Source organism: Paraflavitalea sp., from assembly GCF_059502485.1.
Genome location: NZ_JCACET010000010.1, coordinates 1,166,340 through 1,190,495, shown reverse-complemented (window position 1 = coordinate 1,190,495; position 24,156 = coordinate 1,166,340). Strand labels below are relative to the sequence as shown.

The window sequence follows — 24,156 nt, the reverse complement described above, 5'->3', positions numbered from 1 at the left end:
CGTCAGGCCGCGCGGAGCGATCGGGCCTGACTTGATTTTTCTTTGGTTACTTTCTTTTCATCAAGGAAAAGAAAGTGACGACAACGCAAGGCGTTGCACAAAGCCAATGCCTGCATAGAAAAGAAAGTGACAAAAAAGCCCTGCACGCCGTGCAAAAAAGTAAGCAAGAAAATAACTATGTTACTTTCTCTTATAAAGAACAAAATCCACCGCCAGCGGCTCCAGCCCGTTATTCCTGAACTCAGTGGCAATTTGCGCCCAGTGATAAGTAGTATGATTGATGGCATGAAACAGCATGTCCCGGATACTATAACTGAAATCCTGGTTTCTAACGTTCGTATAATGGACGATTTTATCCAAATCAAAATTGTCAAGAATAAACAACGACTGTTCATAGTTTAACAACTCAATACCCTTGCAATCCTGCAACAGGTGCATTTCCCAAACACCAAAAAGCGGTTGTTGAGGATTAATCCTGTTGTTCCAGATCTGATGCGCGTTGAGGATATGATTGTACAACTTGATAGATTTCTCAGATGTCTTATCTGTCTTGTCGGTAAACACTACGCCCAGCTGTTGATTGAAGTAATGCCCGTATTCAAATAGCTCTTTAAAAAATTCTTTCACTTATCTAGGTGTTTGGTACAACAAATGTACGTCGTTACGTCTAAGGCAACTGATTGTTTACTTTCCACCCAATCCTAAAAATCCCATAAATCAAGGTTCAGACGGCAATGCAAACGCCACATAACTATCGCTCGAAGCAGTCCCCAATTTACCTCCACCACACGCAATAACAATAAACTGTCTTCCCTGTACATCATAAACGGCAGGCGTAGCAAATCCCGGGGCGGGCAAAGTGTACTCCCACAACAGCTTACCAGTGTATTTGTTGAAAGCCCGTAGTTTACCGTCACGGGCAGCCGCAATAAACAACAAGCCACCGGCAGTCACTACAGAGCTGCCATAATTCTCAGTACCCGTAGGAGGTACCCCTTTCGCTTTCAGCTCAGGATATTCTCCCAGCGTGGTTTTCCATACATGCTCGCCGGTGTTCAGGTTGATGGCCGTGAGCGTTCCCCAGGGCGGACTGATAGCCGGATATCCTTCCGGGCTCAGGAATTTATAATAACCGGTCATGCCATACGGCAGGTTGCGGAAACTGTCCACAGGTTTTGGCGCCAGCAGAAAAGCCTTCTTTTGTTTTTCCTTTGAAGCCACGATGAAAGAAACGATCGCTTCTTTTTCCTGCTCCTCCAGTTGTTTGAAAGCAGGCATCATGCGCCGGCCTGTGTTGATGAGCGAAAGAATATCAGGGTCCTTATACCGTGCCTGTACATTCACCAGCGAAGGATTATTGCCGGATCCTTTAAGGTCATTGCCATGACAGGTCACGCAATGCCTTTCGTACAAGCGCTTGCCTGCCTGTCCATAATTTTCACGCTCCGCATTAGCTGGTTTGTTATCACGCATCGTAAGCAGCCAGGCCATTTCATTGGCATTTACGTAAAGCATACCTGTAGCCGGATCATACGATGGGCCGCCCCATTCAGCCCCGCCATCGAGACCGGGCAGCAATACCTGCGTTTGTTTGCCGGGCGGCATAAACATATCTCCATAGCGATAACCGGCCAATTCCTTTTTGAGCTTCGCAACAGAGCTATCCGGCAAATGAGGATTGAGGTCATTGGCAGTGAAGCGCTGCCGTACAAATGGCTTGGGTGTGGATACAATAGGTTGAGTAGGCCATATCTTTTCATTCACGAGTGTAGTATTGGTATCGATGGGCCGCTCTTCAATAGGATAAACAGGCTTGCCGGTTTCCCGGTCAAAAATATAGACCATGCCATGCTTGGTGGTCTGTACCACAGCATCGATAGAGGCGCCATCCTTTTGAATGGTCACCAGTGCAGGAGGAGCAGGGAGGTCGCGGTCCCACACATCATGATGAATGAATTGGAAATGCCATTTACGTTCACCGGTAGCAGCATCGAGTGCCAGCAAGCAGTTGGCAAACAGGTTAGCACCGCGCCGCTTGCCACCATAAAAATCAAAAGAAGCAGAGCCGGTAGGTGCGAATAGAATGCCCCTTTTTTCATCGAGCGAAAACCCGCCCCAGCTATTGGCGCCACCGATATGCTTGTAAGCAATACTATCCTCCCAGGTATCATAACCAAACTCACCGGGCCGCGGAATAGTATGAAACATCCATTTGATCTGTCCCGTCCGCACATCATACGCCCGTATATGACCCGGCGCAGCAGCAGGCCCTTCGTCTACCCTTGAGCCGAGGATCAATAGATCTTTATAAACAACACCAGGCGTAGTAGCCGTCACATACAGGTCTTGCACATCCCTGCCCAATCCATCATGCAGGTCTACATGCCCATGCGTACCGAAAGAGTCGACAGGCTTTCCGGTAAGCGCATCGATAGCATACAGGAAGGATCCTGCCGTATACAGGATGCGTTGCGCCGTACCATCCGACCAATAAGCAACACCACGGTTATTATTGAGGATAAAACGGATCACACTATTTTGCTGCGTGGAGTCAGCCGGGTCAAACGTCCACTTGTGCATACCGGTAGCAGCATCCACAGCAAACAACTTCAGGGTAGGAGAGGTGCCATACAAAACACCATTCACCACTATAGGATTACATTGTATCTGCGAATGATGCGCCGTATCGGCGTCACCGGTATGGTAAGTCCACACAGGTTGCAGTTGCGCCACATTACTGGTGTCTATCACCGTAAGCGAAGAATAATGAATATTATCCTTGCCGCCACCATAAGCCGGCCAGCCGGTATGAGGGTCGGCAGATTCCCGGCAACTAATAAATAGAGTGACAAAGAAGGTTAAGGCAGTTAGCGATAGGCAGCATCGTTTCATACCCATAAGATAACGAAAAAGGGATGAAGAACACAATTCTTCATCCCCCTTATTAACTTTTCAACCTATCAACTACTCAATCACCTTCTCACTGATCTTCCCCGTCTTCTTATTCTTGATGATCACCTTCTTCGCGCCATAGTGCGTTACCTCTTCCTTCACGAGGTAGTGGTCTGCATCATATTCAGTAAGGTGGCTATCCTTGGAAACCCCCGTTCTGCCACGCCAGATATCCAGCTTCACGGGCTCCCAGAGCTTGCTCTTGGCAGAGCGGTAAGCAGCATCGAGGATGCAGTTTACCACGTAGCCATCATAAAAAGATTCTTTAGGGGCAGTACCTGCCTCGATGGCATTAAACATATCCATGAACATGTGATTGTATCCCAGCTCATTCAGTTCATCACCTACAGGAAACAACCAGCCGGTATTGCTTTCAGCCTTTTCAGCCACATAGTCGGCGCCCTTGCCGGTAGTGAACATGTCGAAGCCGGTACGCAGGAAGCTGTTCACCCAGATGGTACCTTCAGAGCCCATCACCTCATCACGCAGGTCGAGGCCACCACGGAAAGTCCAGCTCACTTCAAACTGGCCAATAGCACCATTCTCATATTTTACGAGACCAATCGCATGATCTTCTGCATCGATAGGTTTTACTTGCGTGTCTGCCCAGCACATTACTTCCACCGGTTTGATGTCTTTACCGATATAGCTGCGCGTGATCTCCACACAATGACAACCGAGGTCGAGGATACAACCACCGCCCGCTTGCTCGATATCCCAGAACCAGTCACTATGCGGGCCAGGGTGCGTTTCGCGGCTCTTGGCCCACAGGATGCGGCCCAGTGCGCCATTCTTAACACTGTCCATCGCTTTAATGAACTTAGGCGTGTATACGAGGTCTTCCAAATAGCCATTGAAAATGCCGGCTTTCTCTACAGCTTCCAGCATGCGCTTGGCCTCTTCACCATTACGGCCCAAAGGCTTGGTAGTGATCACCGCCTTCTTGTGCTTGCAGCAAAGCATTACGGCAGCTTCATGCAGGTTGTTGGGCAGCGAGATACACACCATGTCCACCTCGGGATGCGCAATCGCTTCCTCCATATCGGTAGTCCAGTGCGATACCTTGTAATCCTCGGCAAACTTCTTGGCGCTTTCCTCGCGGCGTGAATAAATACTAACGATCTTATCCTTGCTTCTGTAACCCTGGATCGAATCAGCATAAAAACGGCCGATGAATCCGGAACCTAACATAGCAATACGTTGCATATAATAATGATTATGGTTTAAATAGATAGTGAGTCATTGAATAACTTAAACAGCCTGAGCGATCTCTTTCTTTTCCCGGAAGAACAGGAAGAAGTAAATCAATACAGCTACGGCAATACCAGCAGGAACATACCAGATGCTGGTCCAGTCATGCGCTGCCGGGGCAGGATCAACGGAAGTCTTGTAGCGCGCTACGATAACACCAGAAAACCAGGTACCGATCAGCATGCCTAAACCGTAAGTGGCAAAAGTAAACAAGCCTTGCGCAGCATTCTTGATCTTTTCGCCGGCCTTCTTCTCTGTATACATATAGCCCGTTACAAAGAAAAAGTCATAACAGATACCATGCAAAATGATACCCGCATACAACAACCAGGTATTGCTACCTGCATCGCCATACGCAAAAGCTACATAACGCAACACCCAGGCAGCCATGCCCAGTAAAAGCATTTTCTTGACACCGATCCTATTAAACAGGAAAGGGATCGCAACAATAAAGATGGCTTCTGAAAACTGACCCAGGATCATTTTCTGAGCAGGCTTATCCAGGCCAACCTCATTGAGGAAAGGATTGGCAAAGCCATAATAAAATGACAGCGGAATACAAACAAGGATGGCGGCGATAAAGAATATGAGGTAAGATTTACTCTTGAACAATACAAAAGCATCCACGCCGAGCGTCTTGGCAAAAGAAGCTACTTCGCCTTTCGCTTTAGGAGGCGTGTTGGGAAGTGCAAAACTGAACAGACCCAACGCCGCAGAAGCGGCGGCAGCGATCAGGAAAATGGCATTGCTGGCTTCAAGCGCAAGGCCGCCGATCAGGAAACCGGCTACGATCCAGCCCAACGTACCAAACACCCTGATCCAGGGAAATTGTTTGCCGGGGTCACTCATTTGCGTAAAAGCAATATTGTTCGACAACGCGATAGTAGGCATATAAGCCAGTGAATAGGCCAAAATAACCCAGTAAAAAGGGCCGACATGATCAATTTTGGTAGCAAAGAATAAGAGAGCTGCGCCCAGCAGGTGCAGCACACCCATCATACGCTGAGCGGCGAAATACCGATCGGCTATCAGCCCAACGAAAAAAGGAGAAATGATGGTAGCCAGTGCCAGCGCACTATAAGCACCTCCGATCTGTTTATCTAAATCTTCCGCAACAAAATGAGTTCCCATGTAAGTACCCATCGATACATACCAGGCACCCCAGATAAAATATTGCAGGAACATCATAGATCCAAGCGAAACGCCGGTCGTAGTTTTCATCAGTTGTAGTTTGAACTTTTGGTTTTAGTAGAATAGCGTGGCGAAAATTACGAACAAATCCAATATGAGCTGCAACGATTTAGTTCCAGCCCTATTAACCCTTTTTAATCCCTTAACTTGTCAACCTATCAACTTATCAACCTTTCAACTATATTTGTATAAGTACTTATACAATTTATGACTTTCTACGAATCCCTTGGCTTCCTCGTCTTTGGCAGCCGCCTGCGGCGGCTCAGTGAAACATTCCTGGGAGATGTCAACCGCATCTACAGCGCCCACAAGCTCCAGTTCGATGCCGCCTGGTTCCCGGTCTTCTATATTCTCTCCCGCAAAGAATCAGTTTCTATCAGAGACATTGCCGACGAACTTGCCATTTCCCATTCCTCGGTCAGCCAGCTGGTAAGCGCCCTCCAACAAAAAGGATTGGTCAAAACCACCACCGCGGCCGACGATGCCCGGCGCAAAGAAGTACAGTTTACCACAAAAGGCAAAAAGCTGCAACAGCAGATAGCCCCCGTTTGGACTGCCCTCACGCAGGCAATGGAAGAATTGGTAGAAGAAGGCCGCCACAGCAAAGTATTATTGAAAGCAATAGCAGAAACGGAAGAACACATCACCCGCGAGAGCGTCTTCGACCGGGTAGAACGCATCATGAACAAATAACGATTGAACATGTCACAAGAATTCGAATACGGCATAGAGACCTTAACCACCGGTAAAGCCCTGGCCATTGCCCGCGGCGAAATAAAAGGCGTATTGAACGATGCCGCCCGCGAGCGCATCACAACCAGCCAGCAACAGGTACAGCAAATTGTAGACGACCACAAAACAGTGTACGGCGTCAACACAGGCTTCGGCATCCTGGCCAATGCCAAAATATCAGAAGCAGATACCCGCACCCTCCAGCATAAGATACTCCAAAGCCACAGCGTAGGTGTAGGCGATCCCATTCCGGTCGAAGTAGCGAAGCTGATGCTCATCACCAAAATGCAGGCATTGGCGCAAGGCTACTCAGGCGTACAATTACAAACACTGGAGCGCATCAACTGGCATATAGAACAGGATGTGATACCAGTAGTGCCGGAGCAGGGAAGTGTAGGTGCTTCGGGCGATCTGGCCCCATTGGCCCACTTGTTCCTGCCACTGATCGGACTGGGCGAAGTATTTTACAAAGGCGCCCGCTACAAAGCACAGCAAATACTACAGCAATTTGAGTTGGCCCCAATACAACTGGGGCCTAAAGAAGGATTGGCCCTCATCAATGGCACCCAGTTCATCCTGTCCTTTGCAGTCAAAGCAGTACAGCGCATGCACTACTGCCTTGAAGCGGCTGACATCATCGGCGCGATGAGCCTCGAAGCATTGACAGGCACACAAGCCCCCTTCGATGAGCGTCTCCATAAACTGCGTCCCTACACGGGCACAAAACTGGTGGCACAGCGCCTGCGCTTGTTACTACACCAGTCAGCCATCATGCAAAGCCATGTGGATTGTGGACGTGTGCAAGACCCCTATAGCTTGCGTTGCATGCCACAGGTGCATGGCGCTTCCCGCAACGCCTGGCTACACCTGAAAGAACTCACCGAAATAGAACTGAATTCCGTTACCGATAATCCAATTATCCTCGCAGCCGACGACACGATCAGCGGAGGCAACTTCCACGGACAGCCACTGGCCCTGCCATTGGATTATGCCTGCTTCGCTGCCGCCGAGATCGGCAACATTGCCGACCGCCGTTGCTACTTACTGTTGGAAGGCAAATGGGGATTACCCATGCTGCTGATGAAGAACGTAGGGCTCAACAGTGGATTCATGATCCCGCAGTACACCACGGCCGCATTGGTCACGGAAAATAAAACCCTCTGCTTCCCCGCGAGTGCAGATAGCATCCCTACTTCGCTTGGTCAGGAAGACCATGTAAGCATGGGCAGCATTAGCGGCAGGAAACTCAACAAAGTGCTCGACAACCTCGAGTCGATCCTCGCCATTGAATTGCTGAGCGCTTGTCAGGCCATCGAATTCCGTCACCCGCTCAAGAGCAGCGCCATTTTAGAATTTGCCCACGACCATGTGCGCAAGGTGGTGAGCTTCGCTGAAGAAGACAGGATCTTTGCAGAAGACATCAACAAGATCAGGAGCATCATCAGCGACTTCTCCTTTGTTGATGCAGTCAACGCCCACAGCCACCTCGCAGGCGTAGACCTGAACAAAGGCTATGAAGCATTCGACGTTTGATGCCTCTCGCTGCCTTAATGCCTTGTTGCCTCATTGAAGCTCTAAATATTGAAGTCGTATTCTTCACTAAAAAACGATCTATCATGGAAAAAATATCGACGTCTAAATACGATCCCATCAAATACAAAACACCCACAGGCCCACAACTCACCTGCAAAGGATGGATACAGGAAGCAGCCCTGCGCATGCTCCTCAACAACCTCGATCCACAAGTGGCCGAGCGGCCCGATGACCTCATTGTATACGGCGGACGTGGCAAAGCAGCCCGCAACTTCGAAGCACTCGACCTCATCATCAAAGGACTCAAAGACCTGGAGAATGATGAAACACTCCTCATACAAAGTGGTAAGCCTGTCGGCATACTGAAAACACATCCCGATACACCACGCATACTATTATCCAATTCGCAGCTGGTGCCACGCTGGGCCACCTGGGAACATTTCGATGAGTTGGAAAAGAAAGGCCTCATGATGTACGGACAAATGACCGCCGGCTCCTGGATATACATCGGCTCACAAGGCATCGTGCAGGGAACCTATGAAACCTACGCAGCAGCAGCCAACAAACATTTTGGTGGCACGCTGAAAGGAACCCTCAACGTGACTGCCGGTCTTGGTGGCATGGGTGGCGCACAGCCACTGGCCATCACCATGAATGAAGGCGTAGCATTGATAGCAGAAGTAGAGAAGTGGAGAATAGAGAAACGCCTTCAGACAAAATACCTCGACCTGCTGATAGAAGACATAGACGAAGCTATTGACCGCGCATTGCAAGCCAAACAACAAGGCGAAACCCTCTCCATTGGCGTATGCTGCAATGCTGTTGCTTTATTGGAACGCTTGCTGGAAAGAAAAGTGATCCCTGATACATTGACCGATCAAACTTCTGCGCACGATCCGCTCATTGGCTATTGGCCCCACACGATCAGTTATGAGCAAGCGAAAATATTACGCGAACAAAACCCACAACAATACACTGACCTGGCATACGATTCCATGCGCCGCCATGTAGAATTGATGTTGCAATTACAGAAGCAAGGCGCCATTACTTTCGATTACGGCAACAACATTCGCGCAAGAGCGCAGGAGCGTGGCCTGCAAAACGCATTCGATTTCCCCGGCTTTGTACCGGCCTACATACGCCCCCTGTTCTGTGAAGGCAAAGGACCCTTCCGCTGGGCTGCCCTCAGTGGCGATCCGGCAGATATTGCCGTTACCGATCAGGTAATAGGAGAGATGTTCGCCGAAAACAAATCACTCCAGCGTTGGCTCAAACTGGCAAAAGAAAAGATCGCCTTCCAGGGATTGCCCGCACGCATTTGTTGGCTGGGACAGGGAGAGCGTGAGAAAGCAGGATTAGCTTTCAATGAACTGGTAAGAACAGGAAAAGTAAAAGCGCCGATTGTTATCGGGCGCGATCACCTCGATACAGGATCTGTAGCATCACCCAACCGCGAAACAGAAGCGATGATGGATGGCAGTGATGCCGTAGCCGATTGGCCATTACTGAACGCATTAGTCAATACAGCTGGCGGCGCATCATGGGTAAGTTTACACCATGGTGGAGGAGTGGGTATGGGCTATAGCATACATGCAGGTATGGTCATCGTGGCCGATGGTACAGAGGCTGCTGCTGCACGTCTCTCACGCGTATTGCGCAATGACCCGGGCATGGGCGTTATCCGCCACGCAGATGCCGGCTACGAAACAGCCAAAAAGACAGCAGCCGATCATAACCTCGACATACAAACAAGGTTAGATAAGGTTTAGTAGCTAACATATTGTAACTCTATTGTATTTCGCTCGAAGCTCGTGGCTCGCTGCTCACAGCTTGCTTTCCATTTTGTCCCAAAAATTCCCCATTTTTTAATGTAATTGTAATACCATTATAAGTCCCTCCTAATACCCCGCTTTTACATTTGCTGCAGCAGGATTGCTATCTCTTACCCTGCTATCGCCTGTTATCAACAGGTTGAGGCATCGTTGTACATTTTTGTGCATAACATACGATTCGTTTGGTGGTTTAAATACCCAAACTGGCCTCCTTTTTGAAAACCATTTGTGAATTAATCCGTACTCCCTAATTATTAATACTATGGGTAGACTTATAATTGTTTCAAACAGGTTACCATTTTCAGTAGACCGTGACGGAGATCAGGTGACGATCCGGCAGAGCTCTGGCGGACTGGTATCTGCTATCAAAAGCTTTTTTGAAAGCGATCAATCTGCTAAAAGTAATATCGGAGAAAAGATGTGGATGGGCGTTGCTGATTTCTCAGGCGATGACTGGGATACAGAAGTAGCGCCACGCCTCGCCAAATATGATTTTACAGCACAACCCTTATTCCTGGATTCAGTGTTGTATAAAGATTATTACAATGGCTTCTCCAACTCAGTACTGTGGCCCCTGTTCCACTATTTTCCATCATTGGTACAGTACCATACGCATTACTACGAAGCCTTTGTACAAGTCAATAGAGCCTTTGCAGATCGGTTGGCCGAAGTAGTGAAACCAGGTGATACGGTTTGGATACATGACTACCAACTGATGCTGGTGCCTGAAATGTTGCGCGCCCGTCAATCTGATATCAACATAGGATTCTTCCTCCATATACCATTCCCTTCATATGAGATATTAAGGTTAATGCCGGCAGAATGGAAGACAGCCATTATGCGTGGCCTGATGGGCGCCGACCTGATCGGCTTCCACACCCACGATTATGTACAACACTTTTTACAAAGCGTAAAAATGTTGCTGGGCATAGATAGTTCGTTCTACACCATGCAATACCAGGACAGGCTGGTGAAAGCCGACCTGTTCCCGATAGGAATTGACTACAAGAAGTTTCACGAAGCAGCCTACAATTCGGAAGTGCTGGAACTGAGAAACGATATCAAGAGGAACTTTGAGAACAAGAAGATCATCTTCTCGGTCGATAGATTGGATTATACGAAGGGTCTGATGGACCGCTTGAATGGATTCGAATACTTCCTGCAACAAAATCCTGAATGGCAGGAGAAAGTAGTATTTATCCTCAACGTAGTGCCCTCGCGCGATGAGATACCGGCTTACCTCGATAGAAAACGACAGATCGAAGAAAAGATCGGCACGCTCAACGGCAAGTTCTCATCCATCAGTTGGCAACCGGTCATCTATCGCTACAATCACCTTCCGTTTAATGAGCTCTGCGCCTTGTACCAGGCAGCAGATGTGGCATTGATCACACCATTACGCGATGGTATGAACCTCGTGGCGAAAGAATATGTAGCGAGTTGCACTACCCAGAAAGGTGTGCTGATTTTGAGCGAGCTGGCCGGAGCTGCCAGTGAGTTGAACGAAGCCCTGCTGGTTAATCCTACCGATGTGGTGGATGTTTCCAATGCGATTGTAAAAGCATTGAATATGCCCCTGCATGAACAAAAGAACCGTATGGCCCTGATGCAGAAAAGGCTGTCCGATTACGATGTGGTAAAGTGGGTGAACGACTTCCTCGATCAGCTCATGAACATCAGGAAAGAACAACAGAAGCTGCAAACCAAGTTACTCGACGATAGAATATACAAACGCATACACCAGCATTACCAGAAAGCACAAAGACGCTGCCTCCTGCTGGATTATGATGGCACCCTGGTATCATTTGCCCGCATGCCGCAGGAAGCAGTCCCTTCAAAGGAACTGAAAGACTTGTTATCCAATCTGGCGGCAGATGAGAAGAACCACGTGGTCATCATCAGTGGCCGCGATGCAGAAGTACTGGAGAAATGGCTGGGTCATCTGCCCATCACGCTGGTGGCCGAGCACGGCGCCAGTTTGAAAATGCGCAATGACAACTGGCAACAAACTATACCTGTGTCAGAACAATGGAAAGACGGCATACGCCCCATCATGCAAATGTTTGTAAGCAGGTGCGTAGGCTCATTCATTGAAGAAAAGAACAATACCATTGCCTGGCACTACAGGAACACAGCAGCTGACCTCGGGTTCAGCCGCTCCCGCGAATTGATCAACAACCTGTCGCAAATGTTGCAAAACACCATGCTGCAGGTGATCGATGGAAACAAAGTCATCGAAGTACGCATGGCCGGGTTCGATAAAGGAGTTATGGCCCTCAGGCTGGTCAATGAGATGAACCCTGATTTTACCTTGTGCATAGGAGATGATACAACAGATGAAGATATGTTCAAAGCATTAGGCAATAAAGCCTACAGTATAAAAGTGAGCAATGGAATAACGGCTGCACAATACACGGTATTCTCCCAAAGAAAAGTGTTGCCGTTACTGGAGCAATTGATGACACCATTAACGGAAAAAGAATATGCCGGCGCATAAATACAACATGGGCATTATAGGTAACTGTTCTTACCTCGCCTATATCGATACGAAAGCAGATGTTAAATGGATGTGCTTGCCACGCTTCGACAGCAGCTTCCTTTTCGGAAGCCTGCTCGATGAAGAGAAAGGAGGACATTTCTCCATCGTACCTGCTACAGAAGGTTATACCAGTCACCAATACTATGTGCCCAATACGAATGTCTTGTGCACAGAGTTCACCGCTGCCGATGGCAGCTTTGTAGTGAAAGACTGTGCACCGCGCATGACGATCCATGAACGGCAGTTCAGGCCCCTCATGATGGTACGTAAGATCGAATTGCTGCACGGCGATCCGTCTATTCGTATTGTCTGCGATCCCAGAGGTGAATACGGACAGATCGTTCCGGAAGCATCTACCGGCAGCAACCACATTCGCTACATGAACCTGGGTCAGCAGGTGCGCATCACAACAGATGTATCACTCACCTATATCCTGAACCAGCAGCCATTCCTGCTCGATCAGGATCGCTATGTGGTGCTGACATACGGAGCTCCCCTCGAAGCGCCACTGAAAGAAACCTGCGAAGAGTTCTTGCGTAAGACGATACAACATTGGCAGGAGTGGATCAAAAGCTGCTACCTCCCCGATATATACCAGGATGAGATCATCCGCTCGGCACTGGTGCTCAAGCTGCACCAATATGAAGACACTGGAGGCATCATCGCATCAGGTACTACCAGCCTGCCGGAGTTTCACGACAGCACCCGCAACTGGGACTATCGCTTCTGCTGGTTCCGCGATGCGCACTACACCCTGCGCGCCTTCAACCAGATCGGACACTTCGAAGAACTGGAAAAGTATTTCGACTTCATCCATAACATATTGGCCAATGCGGGTAGCTCCCTGCAACCACTGTATTCCATAGCAGGGGAGAAGGACCTCGAAGAAATTACCATCGGCCTCAATGGCTATTTGGGCAACAAACCGGTGCGCATCGGCAACAAAGCCTACGTGCAGGTACAACATGATGTATACGGACAGGTATTGGTAAGCCTGTTACCCCTGTACACCGACAAGCGACTTACATTCACACGCAAGAACAGTTATCGCAATATTGTTCCCTGGTTATTGAATCAGATTGAACGTACCCTCACGATGCCCGATTCCGGCTTGTGGGAGTTTCGCAACCAGGTACAGGTACACACCTACACCCTGCTGTTCCATTGGGCAGGAGCAAAAGCCGCCTACAAGATCGGAGCCCTCTTCAATGATGTACAGATCATGCAAAAAGCACAGGAACTGGCAGCGGCCGCCAACAAACTGCTGGAAGATGCGTACGACAAAGAACGCAAAGTATACCCGCAGGCCATTGGCACACCCAACCTCGACGCCAGTACCCTCAGCATGGTCACCATGAATTACCTGGACCATAATTCACAACGCGCACGCGACCACATCGCCGCCCTCGAAAAAGAATTACTGGCCGATCATGGCTTATTCTACCGCTATAAACATTACGATGATTTCGGATTCCCCGAAACCACCTTCCTGGTTTGCGCCTTCTGGTATGTGGATGCACTGGCATGCGTAGGCAGAACAGATGATGCTATTAAAAATCTCGATAAGATATTGTCCTTTAGCAACCACCTGGGCATATTTAGCGAAGATGTACATGTGGATGGTTCCCAATGGGGGAACTTCCCGCAAACCTATAGCCATGTGGGCCTGATCAATGCGGCATTCCGGATCGCCAGAAAAGTCGATAAAGTCGATTTCCTCTGACCCGATTCCCTTAACTTTACACGGCAATGAAGAAACTGGTAACCATATTACAGGTGATCACCTTTGGCCTCCTCCTGATGGCCAATATGTATCGCCTTACCACTATCGTAAAAAACGATAGCGTTGATATGGAATCCGTTGTAGGCTTCGCTGATACAGAAGAAGTTAAGAATACAGCAGATACACCGGTTTTTATGGTTGAGCAGGAACTTTCCACCAGCATCGTGGCCCTGCTCATGCCCGAAGAAAGCGCGGCTTACCATATCCGCCATACAACCGAATTACCCTGGCAGCACGCAGAAACCTTATTACTGCCTCCCGAGCTCCCTTTCAGCCTCGCTTAAGTTAGTCACACTAACAATAATTTAACACACCACAGGCAAGCACCCGGAAGAGTCCAATGCTTGTCAACTAATTAACTTATCAACCTGTTAACCTGACAAGGTATTCCCTTATCAACCTTTCAACTTGTTAACCTGTCAACATATCCTTGTCAACCCATCAACTTATTAACTTATAAACCATACAACAATGAGGACCCATAGCAAAGAGACACAGTCCACTACCACACCCCAGATGGCATTACAGTTTTTGAAAGAAGGCAATGCCCGGTTTATGAACAACCTGAAAGTGAACAGGAATCTGTTGGAGCAAGTGAATGACACAAAAGAAGGACAATGGCCATTTGCTGTGATATTAAGCTGTATCGACAGCCGCACATCAGCAGAGTTGATCTTCGACCAGGGCCTGGGCGATGTATTCAGCGTGCGTATCGCCGGCAATGTGATCAATGAAGACATCCTTGGCAGCATGGAATTTGCCTGCAAAGTAGCTGGCTCTAAATTGATCATGGTGTTGGGACATTCCAAATGCGGCGCCATCAAAGGAGCCTGCAACCACGTAGAATTAGGCAACCTCACAGGCTTACTGGAAAAAGTACACCCCGCTATCGAAAAAGTAAAGAGCGAAGGCAAAGAAACAGTGAACCCCGAGTTCATCGAAGCTGTAGCCCATGCCAATACTTTACATACACTCGAAGAAGTACTGAAGCGCAGCCCGATCCTGAAAGAAATGTACAAGAACGGAGAGAGCGGCCTCGCAGCAGGATACTACAGCGTTGAAACAGGCGAAGTAAAATTCATCAAAGAAAAAGTGTTGGAAGCCGTTGCTGAAGAAGTAAACTAAAGGAGAGTATCGCTTCTGTCACCCTGAGCCTGTCGAAGGGACGAAGAGTGTCACCCTGAGCTTGTCGAAGGGTTGTAAAAGGAGCGAAGAATCACTGTTCAAAAGTTTTTTTTAGACTCACGAGAAATAGAACACCGGCCAGGCTATACAAGTAGCCTGGCCATTTTTTTTCACCAGGCTTGTCGAAGCAAACGGAATTGCCCGGTCCTTCAGGGCCGGGACACAAAAGCATCACATCCATTTGGGCTTTAGCCCAATTGACTTACTTTAGTGCCCAATCAAACGGCCTTCAATGTCGGCAACACTCATAACCAATATCAAACAACTTGTCAATGTCCGTGAACAAGGTAGTCTATTACGTGGTAGTGAACTGGCCACACTGCCCTGCATAGAAAACGCTTACCTGCTCATAGAAGACGATACCATTGCTGGCTACGGCCCCATGAACAAACTCTCGACGCTGAACTCGCGACTCTCGACTGCTATCGACGTAAAAGGTGCTTTTATACTCCCCGCCTGGTGCGACAGCCACACCCACACCGTCTTCGCCGCCAGCCGCGAAGAAGAATTTGTATACAAGATCAAAGGCATGAGCTATGCCGACATAGCCGCTAAAGGCGGTGGTATATTGAACTCGGCCCGCAAACTGAATGACGCCACAGAAGATACTCTGTTCACCCAGGCATGGCAACGACTGGAAGAGCTGAGCAAACTGGGTACAGGCGCAATCGAAATAAAAAGCGGCTACGGCCTCACAGTAGAAGGAGAATTGAAGATGCTGCGTGTGATCAAAAAGCTGAAAGAACGCTCATCACTATCGATTAAAGCCACCTTCCTCGGCGCCCATACTTACCCACAGGAATACAAGAACAATCATCAGGGCTACATCGATAGCATTATAAACGATATGCTGCCGGTGATCGCAAGAGAAGAGCTGGCTGATTATATAGATGTCTTTTGTGAAGAAGGATTCTTCTCTCCGGAAGAAACAGAAACCATTTGCCGCGCAGGCATGGCAGTAGGCTTGAAACCAAAGATACATGCCAACCAGCTGAACCTGTCTGGTGGCACGCAAGTAGGCGTTAAGCTGGGCGCTGTCAGTGTAGATCACCTCGAAACAATGGACGAAGCAGCCATCAAAGCCCTGGCAAACTCCAATACGATTGGCACCTTACTACCTACAGCAGCCTTTTTCCTGCGCATGCCCTTTCAGCCAGCACGTGCATTGATCGATGCAGGATGTGCCATTGCATTGGCTTCCGACTTCAATCCCGGCTCATCACCCAGCGGAAATATCAACCTGGTGGTGGCCATGAGCTGCATTCAAATGAAAATGCTGCCCGAAGAAGCCATCAATGCGGCTACCCTCAACGGAGCTTACGCCATGGAACTGGGACAGGAGTTGGGCAGCATCACCATCGGCAAAAAAGCCAACCTGATCATGACAAAACCTACCCCTTCATTGGCCTATTTACCATACGCCTTCGGCTCCAACCTCATTGATAAAGTAATGATAAAAGGGGCCTGGATATAAATGTTGTATATTCATTCCTAATGATCCGTAAGAAAAAGAAAATAGATCCATTTGCCCAGTTCCTGGAGAAACGACCCACGGTCAGCATCAAAGACCGTGAAGGCGCATTAGATTATTTGATCACCTTTTTTCAGCTCATTCGTCCGCGCACGAGCACACCGGAGGAAGCTGTACAAAACTTTGCCAGATCCCTGCAGCTATTGCAAAATCATCCGGCAGTATTGTCTGAGCTCCGTACGGCTGTCCTCGCTCAACTGATCAACAGCAACCTGCTGCCCCTGCTCACGGAGAGCGGTATCACAGTGTCCCGTGGTGCAGGCCGTGAACTATACGCACGACTCAAACATAAATTCCTGCCCGCCTTGCAGGATCAGAACGATTTCCTCTACCTGCTCGACCGCATCTTCTACCGCAAAGACGATTACGAATGGGTCGAAGAGATCGGCCATGCCCGGTGGGTACAGTTCTTCGATGCCATAGGCCTCTCATTCCAGGGCCGCGAGCCGGTCATCACCCGGCAGGCATTGGTGGCCTTGCAAATATTATCAGCAGGCGTAGCACAGTTGGGATGGGAAAACGCCATCGTACGCAATGCACCATTCAAACATCCACAAACCGATAACCCCTTTGCTGTACAGCAATACCTGGTATACGAGCTCAAAGAACTGCTGCTCAACAATGGACCCAAAGAAGAAATAGTTACGGTACTGGAGCGCATCAAAGCGGTATTTGAAGAAGATAAGCAGGTGGTGCAGTACATCCACGACCAGACGGCCGAGCGCGGCGCCAGCCTCTCACAAACCTTTATCCTCTTCCAGTTGGAGCAAAAGCTGGAGCGCATGCAGCTGGTGCTGGACATCGTAGACCTTGATGATAAGATGGATACCTCCCGGCTGGCCAGCCTGTTCATAACCGCCATCAGAAACGAGAATCGCAAGAATAGCTTGTGGGAATTTCTCTCACAAACCACGGGCTACCTCGCCTACCAGATAGCAGAACACAAAGGCAAGAAAGGCAACAAGTACATAACGGCTTCACCAATCGAATACTTTCAGATGATCGCGAGCGCCATGTGGGGAGGACTCATCGTTTGCTTTGTAGCCATGTTCAAAGTGTTGTTGGGAAAGATACACATGGCCCCCTTCTGGCACGGGTTCACCTACAGCGTCAACTATAGCCTCGGCTTTGTGGCCATAGAAGAAACAAAAGCAACCCTGGCCACGAAGCAACCTGCCTTTACCGCCAGTGCAGTAGCCAGCTCGCTCGACACGCGAAAAGGCGATAATACCCCCAATCTCTACAACCTCGCCGTTACCGTATCGAAAATATCCCGCAGTCAGATTGCCTCCTTTGTAGGAAACCTCATCGTCGTATTTCCGGTCACCTTCCTGCTGGCCTGGCTCTACGACATTTGCTTTGGCAAACCAATGGTAGGAGGAGATGCCGCCGTAAAAATGCTGGAAGCCCAGCACCCCTGGCATAGCCTGTCCCTGCTCTATGCCTGCAACACAGGTGTATTCCTGTTCCTGAGCGGCATCATCGCCGGATACGTACAAAACAAAGTAAACTACGGGCGCATCGGCACACGGCTGGTAGAACATCCCCTGCTACGCCAATACACCTCCCGCACACGCTTACAGCGCATCGCCAACTATGTCGACGGACACGCAGGCAGCCTGGCGGGCAACGTCACCCTGGGCTTTTTCCTGGGCATGGCCACCACGGCCGGCGACCTCTTTGGAATCGGCTTCGATATCCGCCACATTACCATCGCTGCCGCCAATACCTCCATCGGATTGTATGGCGTAGGCTGGAATAATGTATCTTTCAGTTACATGGCCATCGTGGTAGCAGGCGTATTAGGCATCGGCTTCCTGAACTTCCTGGTGAGCTTTTCCCTGGCATTCATCGTGGCAGTACGCTCCAGAGGCATCAAGTTGCGCGATTATCCCGGCTTCCTGAGTATCTTGTGGAAGTACTTCCGTTCCCACCCCTTAGACTTTTTTAGACCGAGAAGGAGATTAACATCGTAATATCACCCTAAGTATTGTCACCCTGAGCTTGTCGAAGGGCTGTCGAAGCGTAATTAAAACTATATGTCAGGCTGAGCTTGTCGAAGCCTCTATTCTGTATTCTAAAACTCAACTATGAAGCACTTTAAATACTACACCAAACAAGATATACTGTCCCTGACCCGTCTGCGAAAGTTCGAGACCAAGTTGGGTGAAAGTATACAGGTCATTGCCGACAAGCAGCAACTCGAAACATCCCTCGAACAATCGACAGCTAAGTATGTGCTCATAGGCATCCCGGAAGATATAGGCGTACGCGCCAACTATGGAGTAGGGGGCACTGACTCCATTTGGGTACCCTTCCTCACGTCCTTCCTGAATATCCAGAGCAACGACTTCCTGATAGGTGACGACATATTACTCCTGGGCCATTTCGACTTTGGCGACATGAAATACCTCATCGAACAAAATGCCGCCGGACCCGAAGAAAAAGTAGATGCTTACCGCCATGCGGTCATCACCATCGATGAGGAAGTGGAAGAAATGATCAAATTGATCACTGCCCATAAAAAGCTGCCCATCGTAATAGGAGGAGGCCACAACAATGCCTACCCCCTCATCAAAGGCGCTGCCAAAGGATTACACAAAGCCGGACTGCTGCCCCTGGCGCAGATCAACTGCATCAACCTCGATGCCCATGCCGACTTCCGGCCCGCCGAAGGTCGCCACAGCGGCAACGGCTTCCGCTATGCCGAAGAAGATGGCTACCTGCAGAAGTATTGTGTCATAGGATTACATGAAAACTACCTTCCCCAGAACGTTTGGCTGGATATCGTCAACAACCCCTTCATGGACTTCATCACCTATGAAGACATATTTGTACACGAGAAGCGCAACTTCATACAGGCAGTAGCTCATGCCACGGGCTTCACGGGCGATAACTATACAGGCATTGAGCTGGACCTTGATTGTATCGAACATACCCTGTCGAGCGCCGTTACGCCTGCAGGCATACTGACCCTTCATGCACGGCAATACCTCAACTTCACAGGCATCGACTGTGATGCCGCCTATCTGCACATCTGTGAAGGTGCCGCTCAGCTGTCCGATGGCCGCAAAGACGAAAGTACCGGCAAGCTCGTAAGCTACCTCGTAAGCGACTTCGTAAAAGCCCACAGCAGCCCATAAGGTCATTGCTAACAGCTAAAGACTAAAAGCTAATACCTTACCCAAATAGGGTATACCCAGCATAGCAATAATTCACTATCTTTCAGGCTTCATTCCCGCCGCTCTGTTTAAATCTTCCTTTACTTCCGTACCCGGTGATAAAGTTTAATCAAAACTTACCAGGTATTCTATGCCTACAATTTCAGGAACAAAACTGAGCAATGCCATTGGCCAGTTCGGCCGGCGCTATGCACCCGCATTCATTACGCTTATCCTCCTCGCAGGAGCCTTTTTCTATTACACCAACGTAGTTATCGAAAACAACAAGAGAGACCTGTTGGGCCGTTCATTCCGGGGGCTACAAAGCGTTGGTACGAACATTCGCGAGAAGATCGACGTATACGCAGAACGCAACAGCCAGAACTTCCTGCAGGACATGGACTCCCTACGATTATTGAATAGTCGTGATACTGCCCTCCTGATAAAAGAATATGGTCTTACCCGCATCACCAACGGTCGCAAAGAAGATTCCGGTAAAGCAGTAGTCGTGGCCCGCACCAATGACTGGAACATTGTTTTCGCCGGCAACAAAGGCGACTCCCGCGCCGGCGCGCCGGTAAAAGAGTTTGTACAATCATTCCTCCGCAGGGATCTCTTTCGCCAGTACTTCCTGGCCTACGATAAAAATGTGGTGTTCGATGAGCTCAACCTGTCCCACGATACCATCCCCGCCATCTGGAAAGGCCGCGAAGTAAAAGACACACTCACCGGCGAAAAAGTCACTGAATACAGTACCGTACAGGTAGTAGAAGCCGGTGGAAAGAAATACAGGCTCTTCATGCTGCCCTTCACGGTGCAGGGCACCCACCATTTTGTGATCGGCGGATACATGCCCCAGGAAGAATATGATGCACAAAGCAGGAAGATCATGGGCATCGTCATCATGTGGCTGGTATTCGGCATCGTCATGGTCATCCTCATGTTCCCCCTGCTCAGGATATTCCTCATGAACAGGGCCGAACGCCTCAATGCACGCGATGTGCTCAACTCGATGATGTCCATCCATATCCTGGGCTCCATACTTACCATCATCCTGATCAACATGTACGTCTATTGGGGCTTCATAAAACCACAATCAGACAAAGGACTACAGGACCTGGCCACCGATATGCAGAAGATATTCCGTAACGAAGTAAAAGACGTATTGGATGAAATAAAACTGGGAGAGAAAGAACTGGTAAAAGCCATCAGCGAAAGAAAAGGGCAGGGGCCAACACCCACACCCTACCTTGATCTGTATGATTACAACCCGGCAGATTCTACCTATAAAGTACTGCGCACAAGCAACGGTATAAGAGGAGAGGACCAGTCACCCTATAAAGCTACCTGGCTCAGAACAAAATACCCCTATTTCGAACACATCATTTGGGCCGACTCCAATGGCCGGCAGATCATGCGCTGGACCAACAAAAGCATGGTGCCCCACAAAGTAAACGTCCGCAGGCGCGATTACTTCCAGGCAGTCATGAATGGCTCCATGTTTCGCAACGACACAGATGAATATTACCTCACAGCCATCAGCTCCTGGGTGGCCGAAGAAAAGCTCGTCAGCATCGCCCGCCGCAGCCAGATAGATAAAGCCATTGAAGAAGCAGATATAAAAGATTCTGCCACAAAAGCACAGCTGCAAAGAGACCTGTCCAAATTAAAAGTGGTATCATTAAACGCACCCCTACGCTCGATATTCAACCCGGTATTGCCCTACGGCTATGGCTTTTGCATGATCAATGAAGACGGAGAAGTTCTATTCCACAATGATCCCAACCGCAGCCTCAACGAAAACCTCCTCAAAGAATGCAATGACGATGTGAAGCTGGGATCATTACTCAATACGAACGCCTCAGGACATTTCGATGCAAGCTATTCCGGCAGCAGCACCCGCTTCTACGTGCTGCCGGTGAAAGGCATGCCCTATTACATCGTTACCTTTTACAACAAAGAAAACGTCTGGAACCAGGACCTCGACATCGTAAGTGCCAGCTCCATCCTGGTGCTGCTCAATATTGGCATCATCCTGCTGTTGGTATTGGTCACCCGCATTGTCAACCTCAGGGCTCTATCCAAAGCGGTATTCTTCATCTGGCTGGCGCCCAAACTCCACCGCACGGAAGCCTACAAGAAAGTATCCCGCGCCTTTCTGATCATCACCAGCATCATAATAGGATTTATCCTGTTCTTCCGTGCGCCCGATGGATTGTATTTGCTGGGCGTTTCCATTGGCCTCACCTACATCATGGTGGTATATTCCTACTGCCTCTACAACTTTTGCGATTGGAGGAAAAAGCGGGAGGGTAGTGGAGACACGGCCACCATGCGGGAGTTTATAAAAGAAGAAGCAGGCACACTATGGATACTGGCAATCGTTTATTTTGTAACAGCCTTTATATTCCTGATCAACCTCACAGAAGGCGCCTGGTTGTTTTTATTGACACAACTGATATTCCTGGCGCTGCTGTTCCTGTTCAACCATTCCGCTTACCTCATATCCAATAAAGAGAAACCCGTCAACGACCAGCGGCTGAAACGCTGGTACCATCGTTCTGTATACGGCTTTATGCTGGCTACCGCCATCATTCCCACCATACTCTTCTTTACCCTTTCCCTGCGCGAAGAACAAAAGCTGGTACTCCAATACCAGCAGCTGGACTTTATGAACACCTTCCTGCGCAGGAAACCGTTTGATTTCTATAGACAGGATTCCTTCCCGCGGTTTTCCTATCACTTCCCCTTCTATCATAATTACGTGGCCGATAGCATAGCCTGGGAAAAATATGACGGCGAACTTAAAAAAACGAATACCCATTTCTCCAACCTCTACAATACCATCAAGCCATCCTTCTCTTCCTATGCCAAAAGGATAGAATACCTCAGCGATACCACCGCAGGAAAATTTGCCTGGGATGCAGCAGAAGTAGATACCCTGAAGTTCCGGATCGATGTGATCAGGTCAGGCACCTTTGCGAGGAAAGATCAGCGCATATTTGTAGCCAAGAAACTCTATACGGTAGTGGGACTATTCCTTCACCAGTCCTGGAAAACAATGATCATGCAGCTACTGTTGCTGGGCGTATTTGTATTCATGTTCCTCTCGGCGATGCGTTGGCTGATAGACGGCTTGATCAAACGCGTTTTCTTCTTCAACAAACCGGCCACCTCACCCTTGCAGGTAATAGACAACACGTTTATAGCCATGCAACATCTCTTCCTGGGGCCAAACCACATGTTTATACTGGGCATCATCAACAGCGGTAAAAATGAAAAGATACGCGAAGGACTGGGGCTCGATAAACCGGGGAAGAAATATTACGAGCTGGACTTCGCCGAAATAGCATCAGGCGGCAAAGCAGACCCCGCCCTGGAATCCCAATGGAAAACGATGACAGAAGAGCTCGGCAAAGGAACCAATACACCTTCCGAAGATACCATCGTGATCTTGCGTCACTTCGACAACAGGATGAACGACTTCCAGGTGTCCAAAGAAAAGCTGGTGCGTATGGAGCAATTACTATCCTACAACCAGGTGCGCGTCGTCATATCGTCCAGCAGCCATTTCGACAACATGGTATTGCGGCAGGAAAAAGAAGACGGCAAAGTAGAAGAAGACCTGTCAGCACGCTGGGCCAATGTGATGAGCAACTTCACCGTGTTCTACCACAAATGGTCCATGCAAAAAAGCGATAGCGTAAAACGATACGAAGAGAGAGCAGCTGAGATCACACATCCGAAACTTGTCATAGAAGATAACGATGCCGTCATTGACCGGCTGACTACCATCCTGAAACAAAAGTTCAATGAAGAATGCAAACACAGCGCATTCCTGTATAGCCTGTTGGGGCCGGTGCGCCAATCGCTTGGTCCCGTGAGGAAACTGGTAAAAGAAGGACTGGCCGCCAACAAACCACCCGAGAAAATCATAGAAGAACAGTTCGATATCTTTTGCCTGAAGCTCCAAACACTGGCCCATTACTATTACATGTCCCTGTGGCAATCCCTCACGAGCCATGATCAGCTCACCCTGTTCGATATAGCCTGCGATGAGTTGATGAACCGCCGCAACGAAGACGTGGCAGAGAACCTCCACGCCCTGGGCATAGTAAAGATCAATGACAACGCCACAGGCTACTGCGTCATGAATGAGAGCTTCCGGCGCTTTATACTGATGAGGATCGACAAGAAAGAGATCAGCGTACAAAGAGGACAGGACGACCCAAGCCATAGCTGGAACAGGTTCCAGTTGCCAGTGATCATTGTGGTAGCAGCAGTAAGCCTCTTCCTGTTTACTACCCAGCGCGACGCCTTCAACAACCTGATCGCCTGGCTCGGCGCCGCCGCCGGCGTCATCGCAGCCCTGCTGAAAGTGCTCGACATGTTCGCCACACCCAAACCACAATCAAGCTAACGAAGAAGCTTCGAGCTTCGGACTCCGAGCCTTGAACTTTGAGCCT

The 24,156-nt window shown here is 49.1% G+C and carries 15 protein-coding genes; 11 read left to right on the top strand and 4 right to left on the bottom strand.

Annotated elements, in window-relative coordinates; all coding sequences use genetic code 11:
- Nucleotides 1-180: 180 nt before the first annotated feature.
- From AC5JBY_RS22015 to AC5JBY_RS22000, 4 genes are all read right to left on the bottom strand, one after another.
- Nucleotides 181-627 (bottom strand): DinB family protein, encoded by a 447-nt coding sequence (locus AC5JBY_RS22015; RefSeq protein WP_495906815.1) that lies wholly within the window; start codon nt 625-627, stop codon nt 181-183.
- Between the two features lie 90 nt (nt 628-717).
- Nucleotides 718-2,892 (bottom strand): outer membrane protein assembly factor BamB family protein, encoded by a 2,175-nt coding sequence (locus AC5JBY_RS22010; protein WP_495906814.1) that lies wholly within the window; start codon nt 2,890-2,892, stop codon nt 718-720.
- Between the two features lie 72 nt (nt 2,893-2,964).
- Nucleotides 2,965-4,158 carry a Gfo/Idh/MocA family protein gene (locus tag AC5JBY_RS22005; RefSeq protein WP_495906813.1) on the bottom strand — a complete coding sequence of 398 codons (1,194 nt, stop codon included), beginning with the start codon at nt 4,156-4,158 and terminating at the stop codon, nt 2,965-2,967.
- Nucleotides 4,159-4,203: 45 nt separating this feature from the next.
- Nucleotides 4,204-5,424, bottom strand: coding sequence for a nucleoside permease (locus tag AC5JBY_RS22000; RefSeq protein WP_495906812.1), 1,221 nt, complete (start codon nt 5,422-5,424; stop codon nt 4,204-4,206).
- A gap of 177 nt (nt 5,425-5,601) precedes the next feature.
- On the opposite strand from AC5JBY_RS22000, the gene AC5JBY_RS21995 reads away from it, so the two are divergent.
- The 11 genes from AC5JBY_RS21995 (at nt 5,602) to AC5JBY_RS21945 (ending at nt 24,110) form a co-directional block, all read left to right on the top strand.
- Nucleotides 5,602-6,087, top strand: coding sequence for a MarR family winged helix-turn-helix transcriptional regulator (locus tag AC5JBY_RS21995; protein ID WP_495906811.1), 486 nt, complete (start codon nt 5,602-5,604; stop codon nt 6,085-6,087).
- Nucleotides 6,088-6,096: 9 nt separating this feature from the next.
- A complete protein-coding gene (gene hutH, locus AC5JBY_RS21990; RefSeq protein WP_495906810.1) occupies nt 6,097-7,659 on the top strand; it encodes a histidine ammonia-lyase in 1,563 nt (520 codons plus the stop codon).
- 83 nt (nt 7,660-7,742) lie between these two features.
- On the top strand, nt 7,743-9,428 hold the full coding sequence (hutU, locus tag AC5JBY_RS21985) for a urocanate hydratase (protein WP_495906809.1): 1,686 nt from the start codon (nt 7,743-7,745) through the stop codon (nt 9,426-9,428).
- A 325-nt stretch (nt 9,429-9,753) separates the two neighbouring features.
- Complete coding sequence (locus AC5JBY_RS21980; RefSeq protein WP_495906808.1) at nt 9,754-11,988, top strand: bifunctional alpha,alpha-trehalose-phosphate synthase (UDP-forming)/trehalose-phosphatase; 2,235 nt, start codon at nt 9,754-9,756, stop codon at nt 11,986-11,988.
- Nucleotides 11,975-13,753, top strand: coding sequence for a glycoside hydrolase family 15 protein (locus tag AC5JBY_RS21975; protein WP_495906807.1), 1,779 nt, complete (start codon nt 11,975-11,977; stop codon nt 13,751-13,753). Before AC5JBY_RS21980 ends, AC5JBY_RS21975 begins: the two co-directional genes overlap by 14 nt.
- Nucleotides 13,754-13,779: 26 nt before the next feature.
- The gene (locus tag AC5JBY_RS21970) at nt 13,780-14,097 is read left to right on the top strand and encodes a hypothetical protein (protein ID WP_495906806.1); all 318 of its coding nucleotides are present in this window, start codon (nt 13,780-13,782) and stop codon (nt 14,095-14,097) included.
- Nucleotides 14,098-14,284: 187 nt separating this feature from the next.
- The gene (locus AC5JBY_RS21965; protein WP_495906805.1) at nt 14,285-14,938 is read left to right on the top strand and encodes a carbonic anhydrase family protein; all 654 of its coding nucleotides are present in this window, start codon (nt 14,285-14,287) and stop codon (nt 14,936-14,938) included.
- 292 nt (nt 14,939-15,230) lie between these two features.
- Nucleotides 15,231-16,472: an imidazolonepropionase gene (gene hutI, locus AC5JBY_RS21960; protein WP_495906804.1), complete on the top strand. Its 1,242-nt coding sequence runs from the start codon at nt 15,231-15,233 to the stop codon at nt 16,470-16,472.
- Between the two features lie 20 nt (nt 16,473-16,492).
- Nucleotides 16,493-18,505 (top strand): site-specific recombinase, encoded by a 2,013-nt coding sequence (locus tag AC5JBY_RS21955; RefSeq protein WP_495906803.1) that lies wholly within the window; start codon nt 16,493-16,495, stop codon nt 18,503-18,505.
- Nucleotides 18,506-18,619: 114 nt separating this feature from the next.
- A complete protein-coding gene (locus AC5JBY_RS21950) occupies nt 18,620-19,672 on the top strand; it encodes a formimidoylglutamase (RefSeq protein ID WP_495906802.1) in 1,053 nt (350 codons plus the stop codon).
- Nucleotides 19,673-19,841: 169 nt separating this feature from the next.
- Complete coding sequence (locus tag AC5JBY_RS21945; RefSeq protein WP_495906801.1) at nt 19,842-24,110, top strand: PDC sensor domain-containing protein; 4,269 nt, start codon at nt 19,842-19,844, stop codon at nt 24,108-24,110.
- The last annotated feature ends 46 nt before the right edge of the window (nt 24,111-24,156 follow it).